We start from the raw sequence: 12,850 nt of genomic DNA, 5'->3' as shown, positions 1-12,850 counted from the left end.
TGATTTTTTAGATTTTGCAGATTTGGCTTTGTAGAATAAAATGCTTTCCTAGCCCATATTCAAGAGAGAATTCGCTACCATTGCCATCAAGAACTTCAAGACTTAATTGACTTGTTTGAAGATAAGAAAGTTGATTTTTGTGAGTGTAAAGTTTAACCCCATTAAATTCGGCTAAAAGTTCATCATTAATACCTATTTTAAAATCATCTTTTTCATAACATAATAAAGCACTTCCTTCACAACACCCTCCAGAAAGGTATAAAAGAATCCCATTTGTATAGTCTTTTTGTAGAATTTCAAGTAAGTCTAGAGCTTGTTTGCTTGCTTGTATTTTCTGCATTTTATTTCCTTTTAAGCCGTTATTTTAAAAATAACGGCTGTTTTATCATTTCTTAAAAAAAGCCCAAGGCCTTAGGTGAGTAGCTAACAAGCAAATTCTTAGTTTGTTGATAGTGATCAAGCATCATTTTATGCGTTTCTCTACCTATACCGCTTTGCTTATAGCCTCCAAAGGCAGCGTGGGCTGGATAAAGATGATAGCAATTGGTCCAAACCCTACCAGCTAGGATCTCTCTTCCCATTCTATAAGCTCTATTAATATCTCTGCTCCAAACCCCAGCACCTAAGCCATAAAGGGTGTCATTGGCTATTTCTAGAGCTTCTTTTTCATCTTTAAAAGTAGTTAGGGCAAGCACAGGACCAAAGATTTCTTCTTGGAAGATTCTCATTTTGTTATGACCTTTGAAGATGGTTGGCTTGATATAAAAGCCCTTTTCAAGCTCTCCTCCTAGCTTGTTTTGCTCCCCTCCTATTAAGACCTCAGCTCCTTCTTCTTTGCCTATTTTAATGTAATTTAAAATGGTATTGATTTGATCTTGGCTTACTTGAGCACCCATCATAGTGCTAGGATCAAGTGGATTTCCAAGCTTGATAGCCTCTACTCTTTTAAGCACCTTGGCTATAAATTTATCATAAATGCTTTCTTGTATCAAGGCTCTACTTGGGCAAGTACAAACCTCGCCTTGATTGAAGGCAAAAAGCACAAGCCCCTCAACAGCCTTATCTAAGAAATCATCGTCCTTATCCATAATGTCCTCAAAGAAGATATTAGGGGACTTTCCGCCAAGTTCAAGAGTAACAGGAATGATATTTTCAGTGGCAAATTGCATAATCTGCCTACCAACAGCTGTAGAGCCTGTGAAAGCGACCTTTGCTATTTTTGGGCTTGTAGCAAGAGCCTTTCCTATCTTGCCCCCGCTTCCATTAACCACATTTAAGACCCCAGCAGGTAGCAAGTCTTTGATGAGATCTACAAGCACTAAGATACTAGCTGGAGTTGGGCTAGCTGGCTTTAAGACCACGCAATTTCCTGCAGCAAGAGCTGGGGCTAGCTTCCAAGCAGCCATTAAGATAGGGAAATTCCAAGGTATGATCTGCCCTACAACCCCAAGTGGTTCGTGAAAATGATAGGCTATGGTTTCATGATCTATCTCGCAAATGCTTCCTTCTTGAGCTCTAATACAACCTGCAAAATACCTAAAATGATCAATTGACAAAGGTATATCAGCATTTAGGGTCTCTCTAATAGCCTTGCCATTGTCCCAAGTCTCAGCATAGGCTAAAAGCTCTAAATTTTGCTCCAAACGATCAGCTATTTTTAGCAAGATATTTGCTCTTTCTGTGGTGGAGGTCTTGTTCCAAGTTTTTTTAGCATTTTGGGCTGCATCAAGGGCTGCTTCTATGTCTGCATCGCTTGATAGAGGCACTTTGGTGATGACCTTGCCAGAAATTGGCGTGATATTTTCAGTGTATTGACCGCTTTTTGGTGCTTGCCATTGTCCGTTAATGAAGTTTTCATACTGAGGCTTGAAAACCTTGGTGTGATCTTTGTAGATACTCATTTTTCTCTCCTTCATTTAATAGTATTTGTATCCTAATTTTATGCAAAAAAATATAAATTTAGTTTTAATTTTTTCATATTTAGGATAAATTTTAACTTTTTTATAATTTTATGTTACTATTTGTAAATTTATTAAAGTTTGTTTGTTTAAGATGAGCGTAATGATGAGGGTTTTGCTTTCTTAAAGAAATAAATTTTTAGTATTATTGATCAAATAAACTTTTTTCTTTCTCAAGACTTTTGATTTTAAAGCTTTTTCGGTGGATTTTACAGACACCAAATTTAAGTATAGCTTCAAGATGAGCCTTACTTGCGTAGCCTTTATGTTTTTCAAAGGCGTAATGAGGATAAATTTTTGAAAAATTGATCATTTCCTCATCTTTGCTTGTCTTTGCTAAGATACTAGCGGCACTAACTTCAGGGATTTTATCATCAGCTTTGATGAGTGTTTTTATACCGCTAACCTTAAAATTTGTGTTGCCATCAAAGAGGAATTCTTTATCTTTAAAATGCTTTTTGATCGTTTGTAAAGCCCTTGTTATACAGGTGCTAAGACCTAGTTTGTCAATCATTTCATTTGAAAAAGCAAGGATTAAAAACTTGCTTTGCTTTTTAAGTTTTAAAGCAAGCTCAAATCTCTTTTTTTCACTGAGCTTTTTAGAGTCTTTAAGTTCATCTATGAGTTTTTGTTCTGTGCTTTGAGTAAATTTACAAGCAGCGACAAACAAACTTCCTGCTAAAGTTCCGCGTCCTGCTTCGTCTATACCTACCAAAATTTATCCTGATTTTAGTTTTTTAAATTTATCTTGAATATTCTAATATTTTTAATATAAAAATTACTTTAATACAATTATTTTTAGGTGCTTTTGATAAAAATTTAATTTTTTAGAAAAAAGTTTTTATTTTGTTTGCATTTAAGTTTTGTTTAAATTATAAAGAGTTAAAATCACTGCCAAGCAAGAATACTTGCAAATATTAATACGGAGGGTTTCGTAATGGGAACGAGAAAAGAACACGATTTTATCGGTGAGTTAGAAATTGATGATAGTGTTTATTATGGTGTGCAAACCTTTAGAGCGGTAGAAAATTTTAAGATGACTGGCAGAAGATTGCAAAACTACCCTTTCTTTGTAAAAGCTTTTGCTCAGGTTAAAAAGGCAGCAGCACTTTCAAATAAAGAACTAGGCGTTTTAGATGCTGATAAGGCAGACGCTTTAGTAAAGGCTTGCGATAAACTTATAGCAGGAGAATATCTTGAACAATTCGTTGTAGATATGATCCAAGGTGGTGCTGGAACAAGTACAAATATGAATGTAAATGAAGTGATTACAAATCTTGGTTTAGAGAGCATGGGACATAAAAAAGGCGAATATCAATACCTTCACCCAAATGATCATGCAAATTTAGGACAATCCACAAACGACACTTATCCAAGCTCGATCAAGGTAGCAAGCTATGCAAAACTTACTGATTTGTTAAAAGCTATGAACGAGCTTAAAGATGAGCTTTTAGTTAAGGCAAAGGAATACAAAGATATGATTAAAATGGGTAGAACAGAGCTTGAAGATGCTGTTCCAACCACACTTGGCAATACCTTTAACGCTTTTGCAAGCTATGTAAAAAGTGATATCGAAAAAATCACTGCAGCAAGAGAAGCAATGAGCTATCTAAATTTAGGTGCGACAGCTATTGGAACAGGTATTAACTGCCACCCTGATTATAAGGTTTTGGTTGAGAAAAAACTTAGCGAAATCACAGGTGTAAATTTCAAGCCTGCTGAGGATTTTATCGCTGCTACTCAAGATACAGCTGATTTTGTTCATGTAAGCGGTGCTTTAAAAACAGCTGCTGTAAGACTTAGCAAAATCGCAAATGACCTAAGACTTATGAACTCAGGTCCAAGATGTGGTTTAAGCGAGATAAATTTACCAAAAATGCAACCAGGAAGCTCTATAATGCCCAGTAAAGTAAATCCGGTAATTTGCGAAGTTGTAGGTGAAGCTTGCTATGAAGTTATAGGAAATGATGTAACTATCATGCTTTGCTCTGAAAGAGGCGAATTTGAACTTAATGCTTTTGAACCGGGCATTGCTTATGGACTATTTAATTCTATTTGCATACTTGAAAACGCATTCTTAACTTTGGCTAGAAAGGCTATCAAACACCTTACAGCTAATCCTGAAGCTTGCAAACAAGCTGTGCTTAATTCAATCGGCATAGTTACAGCATTTAACCCGGTCATAGGCTATGAAAAATCAGCAAGCATTGCTAAAGAAGCCTTACAAACCGGCAAATCAGTTGGCGATATCTGCCTTGAAAGAGGATATTTACCAAAAGATGAGATTGATAAGATCTTAGATCCTGAAAATATGCTCAATCCTCAAATGAAAACAAAAAGAAAAGAATAAGGGTCATAAGTATGGAAACAATTATGCTTATTTTACAAGTTGCCGTTCTTTTAGGGGCTATTTTTCTAGGCGTAAGACTTGGAGGTATTGGCATTGGCTTTGCAGGCGGTATAGGAGTTGTTGTTTTAACGCTGATTTTGGGTATGAAAGTAGGAAATATCCCTTGGGATGTTATCCTCATCATCATGTCAGTAATCGCTGCTATTTCAGCTATGCAACTTGCTGGTGGGCTTGATTATTTGGTGCAGATTGCTGAGAGGATTTTAAGATCAAATCCAAAATATATCAATTATCTTGCTCCAACAGTTACATATTGTCTTACCCTTTTTGCAGGAACAGGACATACAGCATTTTCCATGATCCCGGTTATTGTTGAGGTGGCAAAAGAGCAAAATATCAAGCCATCAGCCCCTCTTTCTATCGCTGTGGTTGCAAGTCAAATAGCTATCACAGCAAGTCCTGTAAGTGCGGCAGTAGTTTATATGACAGGTGTTTTAGAGGATCTTGGTTGGAGTTATCCTATGCTTTTAGGTATTTGGATCGTAACAACCTATGTTGCTTGCATGATCACAGCCTTTCTTGTTTCTAAATTTAGCAATCTTGACTTAAGCAAAGATGCTATCTATCAGGAAAGATTGAAAGCAGGACTTATAAAAGCTCCAACCGGTGCTTTAAATTTAGAGATTAAGCCCGGTGCAAAGCTTTCTGTTCTTATCTTTTTGATCGGTGTTTTATGTGTTGTGTTTTATGCAACTACTATATCTGATGTTGTTCGAAAGCCTATGCTTGATTATGTAAATATGCTCATAGCAGAAGGATCAAGCCTTACTAGCTTGGCTGAGTTTGTAAAAAGTTATATTGATCCTATTCGCTTACCAAGAGATAGTGCTATTATGAGTTTTATGCTTAGTATTGCAACTTTGATCGTTGTTTTTTGCAAGATTGATACGAGTAAAATTTTTGAACAAAGTGTCTTTAAAAGCGGAATGGTCGCTTGCGTTTGTGTTCTTGGTGTAGCATGGCTTGGAGATACCTTTGTTGCAGGATATAAGCAAGATATACAAGATATCGCAGGAGACTTAGCAAAGCGTATTCCAGCCTTAGTTGCTGTGGCATTTTTCTTTGCAAGTATGCTTCTTTATTCTCAAGCAGCAACTGCAAAGGCCATCGTGCCAACAATCATTGCCGCACTTTCTATAAGTGCTATGCCTGATGGCTCTGTTGCGCCAAATTCTTATATCTTAGTGGCAAGTTTTGCAGCTGTTTCTGCACTTTTCGTGCTTCCAACCTATCCAACCTTGCTTGGTGCGGTTCAAATGGACGATACAGGAACAACAAGGATAGGAAAATATGTCTTTAATCACGCCTTTTTAGTTCCGGGTGTCTTAGCTATAGCACTTTCAGTAACATTAGGCTTTATTGTTTCTTCTCTTGTTTAAGCTTAAGCCCAAGAAATTGGGCTTAAATTTTTCCACTTATTTTTTACAAAAATATGCTAGAATTAAAAATCATTTTTAAGGCTAGGATATGAAGATCATTACTTATTTTTTTACCTTATCTCTTTCTTTATTTTTCTTAGCTTGTGCTAATCATCAAGAAGGTAATGCACTTTATGAACAAGCCTTAGTTCAAAAGTTTTGTTCCCAAGAGTTTTTAAGCGTAGAAAAAAAGAAAATAGAAAAAAATGATGATGTGATTTATACCGGTTTAAATGCTGGAAGCATAGCTAGAAATTGTGATGAATTTGAACAGAGCAATTATTTTTTAGATAAGGCTGAAGAAGCCTATAAATACGATGTAGACTTAGAAAATTTAGCCTCAAAGGGTGCAAAAAGTATTGGCACAACCTTGTTAAATGAGAGCATAGTTGATTATCAAGGAACGCTTTATGAGCGTATCATGGTCAATGTTTATAAGGGTTTAAATTTTATGAGTTTGCAGGATTTTGAAAATGCACGGGTTGAATTTAACAGAGCCTTAATGAGACAAGATAAGGCAAAAGAATATTTTAGAAGTGAAATTGATGCCAATAAAGCCGAATTTGAAGAGGCTAAGAAGACGGAAAATTTTGAGCAAAATATGGGCGGAAATTACGGCAATATCATGGGCGAATACGAGCATTTGCTTAAAGATTTTGATACGACAAAAAATTTTATCAATCCTTACGCTACTTACATGGCAGCTTTATTTTTCTTTTTAGATGAAGATTTTGTGCGTGCGGCGGATTTGTTTAAAGAAGTTGCTGTTATCAAGGCTAAAAATAAGGAGTTTGATAAGGAATTTAAGGTTTTTAATCAACATGCAAATTCTTTAAATCCATCAAATTTAAAAAAATATATCTTTGTTGTTTATGAGGGCGGTTTTGGGACAGCTTTAAGTGAGTTTTCTTTCACTATCCCTTTAAATTTTAACAATCAAATCATCACAAGCACTTTTACACTTCCAACCCTTATAAAAAGGGATTCTTCTTATGCTTCTCTAAGTGCAAATGATGAAAAAACTGAGTTTTTAGTAAGCTTTGATGATATCGTGGCAACGGAGTTTAAAACAGAGCTTCCCTCAAAAGTAGCAAAAGCCATAAGCTCGACTATAGTTAAAACAAGTCTTAATGTAGCCGTGGCTAAAAATGATCCAACAGGTGGCTTACTTTCTTTGGCAACAAGTCTTGTTACAAGTTCTATTAATAGAGCTGATTTGAGGTATTGGACTTCTTTACCAAAATATGCTCAAGTCTTGATGATAGAAAATACAGGCAGGATAGATATAAGAACAGAAAATGGGATTTTGATCTATCAAAATGAAGAAATTGATCAAGCTAAAAATACTATAGTTATGGTAAGATCTTTCACGCCTTATTTGCCAGCAAAAGCTTGGCTTATCCAAAAATAAAGGAGAATACATGAAAAAACTAAATTTGTTTTTGAGCGTTTTTATGGTGCTTTTTATCGCTTCTTGCGCGAGTAAAGAGCCAAGTGTTTTGGAAAAGAAAATAACGCAATATATTAGTTTTCAAGGCACAGATAAGCGTATAGTTAAGGATTTTAACTATAAAAATAATGTCAATGACTTGGTCGAGTTTGAACTTGTTTTGCAAAGTGAAAAGGAGCTTGAATTAGAATACAAAATTTCTTGGCTTGATGAAGATGGTTTTAGGCTTTCTAGTTTGAATGATGAGAAATTTATAGCCATTAAGCTTAAAGCAAATCAAGAGTTTATTTTGCAAAGAGTAGCTGCAAATAAAGAAGCAACAAATTTTAAAATTACCATTGTAAAAAAATAAATTTAAATCAAGGAGTAAAAATGAGAACTATAAATTTAGTTTTAGGTGTTTTTGTGGCATTTTTCGTTGTTGCTTGCTCAAGCAAGCCAATCTACACTGATGGAACAGCAGCCCAAGAAAAGCAAGGCAATGCTTTAACTTTAGGGCTTGAAAGAACGGATTTTGAAAATGCAGCCGATACAATGATACAAAGTATGTTAAAAGATCCAGCTTTTGCAAATATCGCTCCGGGTCAAAGAAAGGTTATTGCTATTGGTAGGATAGTTAATGACACTCCTCAACGCATAGACACAGACAAGCTTATTTCTAAAATCACCATTGCTTTAAGAAAATCAGGTAAATTTGTGCTTACAACAGCAGTTGCAGCAGGCGGTGCTAAGGATAGTATGAGTCATGATGTTCGTGATCTTCGTGATAATGATGAGTTTAACCAAAATACTATCGCCAAAAAAGGCACTCTTGTAGCCCCTGATTTTTCCCTTGCAGGCAAGATAAGACAAGATTCGATCAAATTACCAAATGGCAAGATTCAAGTTGAGTATTTTTTCCACCTTACTGTTACTGATCTAACAAGTGGTTTGGCGTATTGGGAAGATGAAAAAACCATAGATAAAGCAGGCGATAAAAAATCTGTTTCTTGGTAAATTTAAAAAGGCTTTTTTATGAAAAAAATCGCTATTATTTTTTTAGGCTTTATATCAAGTTTTGTATTTGCTGAGGTGATTGAAGAAAGAGCTTTTACACCAAATGACGCAGGCTCTTCAAACATTAATATCATTGATTTGGGCATCACTCCTTTAAATAGCACAGGTTTTGGCAAAGACGCAAATTCAAGCTTTTCGGTAAGCACTCCAGAGGGAACTTTTATGAAAATTTCCACAGGAGAAGGTAGTGGAGCTACAAGAGAACTAGCCATTAAAGAAGCGTTGATTGAAGCTATTTCAAAAATGAAAGGTTTTAGCACGGCTAGCTTAAAAGACATTAGTGCTATTCCAAATTTCGAACACAATTCTCAAAACATTTCAAGACTCTTAAGCAAGGCTACAAAGGGCAGGATTGATTCTTATGAAGTTAATAATGTCTTTATTGAGCCAAATGGAAGCTATGGGGCAAGTGTGAGTGTTTATAAGATTTTATTTGCACGCAATGAAAAGCCAAATTTAGTGATTTTCAATGCTTCAAAATTTCAAAATTTAGGAGATCAACTTAAGCAAAAGCTCATCAATAACTTCACTCAAAGCAAAAAAATGAATATTTTAGATAGAACTAATGAAGCGTATTATAAGGCTGAAAAAGCTCTTATAGAGAGTGAAGATGCTTCAAGTGATGATATTTATAAGCTTGGAAATGTTTTAGGGGCTGATTATATGCTTGTTTTCAATCTCAAAGACATAGGCAAGGCAGATTCTAAAAGTTCAAAGCTTACTACAGGTTCAAAAACGCTAAAGGCTGATGTGGCGGTGGATTATCGTTTGATTTTCTTTGCGACTAGAGAGATCAAGCTTGCAAATACCATAAATCTTCAAGTAAGCGTTAAAGATGATAGCGTAAAAACTAATGAAGCCATTTTAAGCCAAATCGCTACAGCCTTAAGCACTGATATACTCAATCAACTTTATCCTTTGTGGGTCGCTTCGGTTGAAAATGGCGAGGTAATTTTTGAAGAAAAGCTTGAAGTAGGAGCGATTTATGAGTGCGTGAGCAAAAGTAGCACCCAAAGCTCACAGGTGCAAATCACTAAGTCAAGTGCTAAAATTTCAAGTGCTAAAATTTTAAGCGGACAAACAAGCCTTGGCGATGAATGCACACTTTCTTTAAACAAAGGCAAGGAAGCAAACTACAAGCTTGGCACAAAAGGCGGAGTAAATTTAGGCTTTTAAGCTGCTCAAAAAAAGGGATTTAATCCCTTTTTATATTTAAAGCCTTAACAAAACTCAAAGCACAAATACACTAAAATAACTCACTTTTAAGGAAAACCAACTGAAGACTTGAAAAAGTTGAAAGGAGGTTAAGATGAACGAAATTATCGCTTTTATGATAATTCTAGTAGTCCTTATCCTAGTTTGCAAAAACTAAAGATAAGAACTAATTACTAAATTTCTACACAAAATTATAAGTAAGCCCTGCTTAGTTTATCCTTAAAAGTGCAAAAATTTAGTCTTCATTGGTCGCAGGGCGGAAGACTTGATCAAAATTTCATGATTTACAAAAGTTGGAACGCTTCTTGCTTATATCTTGCAAACAATATTTTACAAAGGATTTATCATGATGAGATCATTGTGGTCTGGAGTTTCTGGACTAAAAACACATCAAATAGGAATGGATGTTGAGGGTAACAATATCGCCAATGTTAATACCTATGGCTTTAAATACTCTCGCGTAAATTACGGAACAATGTTTTCTCAAGTTATGGGCGTTGCAACAAGCCCTACAGGAAATTTAGGCGGACAAAACGCTATGCAAGTAGGACTTGGTGTTGGTGCTGATGCAACGACTCGTATCCACTCACAAGGAAGTATTTCAAAAACAGGTTGGAACTATGACATGGCACTTAGTGGCAATGGCTTTTTTATGGTTTCAGGTGATGGCGGACGCAACAAGTATTTGACAAGAGATGGTTCATTTACTCCTGATGCTGAAGGAAATTTTGTTAACGCAAATGGTATGATTGTTCAAGGCTGGAACAGGGACTCTGAAACAGGACAAGTTGATACAACCTTGCCTGTGCAAAATATCAAGTGGGATCCAAAAATGAAGCTTCCTGCAAATCCAAGTTCTCAAATTCTACTCTCAGCAAGTTTAAATAGTGGTGCAAGGATTACAGAAAATACTAGCCGTAGAGCTTATGGGCTTGATAGTGTTCATGGCTATAATGTAACCACAACAACAGCAAATGATGAAAATGACACAGGTAATACTCAGTTTTATACTACTTCAAAAAATGCCCTAGACATTACAGAAAAGGGTGTTGATATGGCTTCTGTGTTTAAGAAAAGTGGTACTGATGGTATTTCTATAAACCTTAGAGAAGGACAGGGTATGTGGATAAGCTATGCTGATGCAACCTTTACGACCAACAAGGGCGGTACAGCTGTTTTTAATCCTAACAACAACGCAAACCAAAACAATGTCATTTTCTGGGGCGATGAAAACAATGCCGTAAATCTTAATATCACTTTAAATGGTATCAGCATCCAAAACAACAATATAAGAAGCCTTCAAGAAGCTGTAAATTTCATCAATACCTACACCCAGCCAACAGACACAAGAGACGGCACAGGCGTGATTGCTGTAGCAAAATCTGATGGCTCAGGCATTACTTTTACTAACACCAATGCTTCAGGCACTACAGATAATATGAAAAATATAAACCTCACCATAAATACAGGAAATTCAGCTGGCGAAACTGCCAACCTCACATGGAATGCCAATACCCAGACCTACACCGCCACACTTACTCCAATACAAGGAAATGTAACTTCAAATTGGGCTGAAACCAATCCTAATATAAACTTAACCAATAATATCCAAGTCGTTACAGCTCATAAATACACCTACACAAGCTCAGCTGTAGATCTTGATCCTATGTTTAATCCAGACGGAGGACCAGCCTACACAGGACCTAATGCTGGTACCACAGCACAAAATATTACTCAAAGAAATCAGTGGCCCAATACCGATCAAGGCTTAGCCTCATACAATTACTATATGGCTACAGTTCAAGGCTCAATTAAGAATGATACTTCAGCTAGGGTATTTAGGACAACTGAGGATTTAAGAGAGCTTATCCAAAGAGATGCCAGATATGGGGTGGATTATGATGGAAGTGCGAATTGGAACGGCACAAACGATGTAAATGGAGCAGTAAAAATCACTATGAATACAAATGGACAATATGTCGTATCTAATGCCAATGAGCCTACGGCTTTGCCTGATCCTAATGCGGCTAATCCTGGTACTATAAATCCGGGGGCTAATTTATCGGCTGCTAAAAATATGAACTTTGAAGCGACAAGTTATGTCAATCGTGTGGGACTAGTAAGTGCTAATGATGCTTTGGCTAGTTTTTTCCAAGGATGGGATGGACCTTTAAATGTCGGCACTCAAAACAAAATCGCTGCTGAAATGCTTTTAAGCTCTTTTGGAACAAGCCTTGAGATTTTTGATAGTCTAGGAACAAGCCACCTCATCAAAGTGCAATGGACTAAACAAACCACCACAGTGGATGGGGGTAATGAATGGCAAATGATTTTAAGAGTGGATGAGCCAGCCACGATAAACTCCTCAGGCGTAGGACCTAGTAATATAGTCGTGGGAACTGTGCGTTTTGGAAATGATGGTTCTTTGGTCTCTTACACTCCAAGGACGATTAATTTTAGCGGAAATAACGGCTCATCGCCAAATCAACAAATCACGCTAAATTTAGGAGCGAGTGGGGAATTTAGCGGACTTGTAAGCAATGATGTAACCTCAGCTATGGATGAGCAAAAAACAGACGGATATAAGCCGGGGACTTTACAAAAAGGAGCTGAAGCTGTGAGGATAGACCAATACGGCAATATCATCGGCACTTTTGATAACGGACAAACTCAGGTACTAGCCACAGTAGCCGTAGGAAGTGTAACCAATGACTCAGGGCTTGAGGAAATTGGTGGAAATCTCTTGCGTATCACAGGAAACTCAGGGGATTTAACCGTAGGGCTTGGAGGCACTGGAGGTAGAGGCAATATAAAATCAGCCTCGCTTGAAATGTCAAATGCTGATTTAAGCACCTCTTTGACTAATCTCATCATCATACAAAGAGGCTATCAAGCAAACTCTAAGACTATCACTACAAGTGATCAGCTCTTAAATACACTTTTACAGCTTAAACAATAAGCTTTTACTCTCATCTTAAAGATCTTTCTTTAAGATGAGTTTGGTAAATGTTTTGAAAGTATTGTTGATTTTGGCTACACCTAGAATGTCTTTGTCTCCTCTAGTTATGCTTTTTGCATTCTAGGTGTATCGAAAGTCAAAGCTCTTTTCACAAGTCTATCAAGATAGCTTTGTGATTAAAGCTTTTTAGGCTTGAACCTTCAATCTATTGCAACCCGCATAAAAGCGGGTGCAATGATGAACTTGTTATTGTTTTAACAAAACTCAAAGCACAAATACACTAAAATAACTCACTTTTAAGGAAAACCAACTGAAGACTTGAAAAAGTTGAAAGGAGGTTAAGATGAACGAAATTATCGCTTTTATGATAATTCTAGTAGTCCT

Annotated in this window: 10 protein-coding genes; 7 read left to right on the top strand and 3 right to left on the bottom strand. The window is 36.4% G+C overall.

Going from position 1 to position 12,850, the window contains the following annotated elements:
- Positions 1–7: 7 nt before the first annotated feature.
- The 3 genes from DMB92_RS06095 to DMB92_RS06085 all read right to left on the bottom strand — a co-directional run bounded on the left by DMB92_RS06095 (position 8) and on the right by DMB92_RS06085 (position 2,676).
- On the bottom strand, positions 8–340 hold the full coding sequence (locus DMB92_RS06095; RefSeq protein WP_142682175.1) for a DUF779 domain-containing protein: 333 nt from the start codon (positions 338–340) through the stop codon (positions 8–10).
- A 52-nt stretch (positions 341–392) separates the two neighbouring features.
- Positions 393–1,901 (bottom strand): aldehyde dehydrogenase family protein, encoded by a 1,509-nt coding sequence (locus tag DMB92_RS06090; RefSeq protein ID WP_185900172.1) that lies wholly within the window; start codon positions 1,899–1,901, stop codon positions 393–395.
- Positions 1,902–2,103: 202 nt separating this feature from the next.
- Complete coding sequence (locus DMB92_RS06085) at positions 2,104–2,676, bottom strand: ribonuclease HII (protein ID WP_142682173.1); 573 nt, start codon at positions 2,674–2,676, stop codon at positions 2,104–2,106.
- A 219-nt stretch (positions 2,677–2,895) separates the two neighbouring features.
- Between DMB92_RS06085 and DMB92_RS06080 the strand changes: the two genes are divergently transcribed.
- From DMB92_RS06080 to flgE, 7 genes are all read left to right on the top strand, one after another.
- Positions 2,896–4,308, top strand: coding sequence for an aspartate ammonia-lyase (locus DMB92_RS06080; RefSeq protein ID WP_142682172.1), 1,413 nt, complete (start codon positions 2,896–2,898; stop codon positions 4,306–4,308).
- 11 nt (positions 4,309–4,319) lie between these two features.
- Positions 4,320–5,747, top strand: coding sequence for an anaerobic C4-dicarboxylate transporter (locus tag DMB92_RS06075; RefSeq protein WP_142682171.1), 1,428 nt, complete (start codon positions 4,320–4,322; stop codon positions 5,745–5,747).
- Between the two features lie 88 nt (positions 5,748–5,835).
- Positions 5,836–7,197, top strand: coding sequence for a hypothetical protein (locus DMB92_RS06070; protein WP_142682170.1), 1,362 nt, complete (start codon positions 5,836–5,838; stop codon positions 7,195–7,197).
- A gap of 10 nt (positions 7,198–7,207) precedes the next feature.
- Positions 7,208–7,588 carry a DUF1425 domain-containing protein gene (locus DMB92_RS06065; protein ID WP_142682169.1) on the top strand — a complete coding sequence of 127 codons (381 nt, stop codon included), beginning with the start codon at positions 7,208–7,210 and terminating at the stop codon, positions 7,586–7,588.
- Positions 7,589–7,608: 20 nt separating this feature from the next.
- Positions 7,609–8,232, top strand: coding sequence for a penicillin-binding protein activator LpoB (gene lpoB / locus DMB92_RS06060; protein ID WP_142682168.1), 624 nt, complete (start codon positions 7,609–7,611; stop codon positions 8,230–8,232).
- Between the two features lie 18 nt (positions 8,233–8,250).
- The gene (locus tag DMB92_RS06055) at positions 8,251–9,468 is read left to right on the top strand and encodes a CsgG/HfaB family protein (RefSeq protein WP_142682167.1); all 1,218 of its coding nucleotides are present in this window, start codon (positions 8,251–8,253) and stop codon (positions 9,466–9,468) included.
- Positions 9,469–9,853: 385 nt separating this feature from the next.
- On the top strand, positions 9,854–12,466 hold the full coding sequence (gene flgE / locus DMB92_RS06050) for a flagellar hook protein FlgE (RefSeq protein WP_142682166.1): 2,613 nt from the start codon (positions 9,854–9,856) through the stop codon (positions 12,464–12,466).
- The last annotated feature ends 384 nt before the right edge of the window (positions 12,467–12,850 follow it).

The sequence above is a fragment of the Campylobacter sp. MIT 99-7217 genome, assembly GCF_006864365.1.
GTDB lineage: Bacteria > Campylobacterota > Campylobacteria > Campylobacterales > Campylobacteraceae > Campylobacter_D.
Note: the sequence above shows the minus strand (reverse complement) of the source record. Positions and strands in the feature narration are given on the sequence as shown.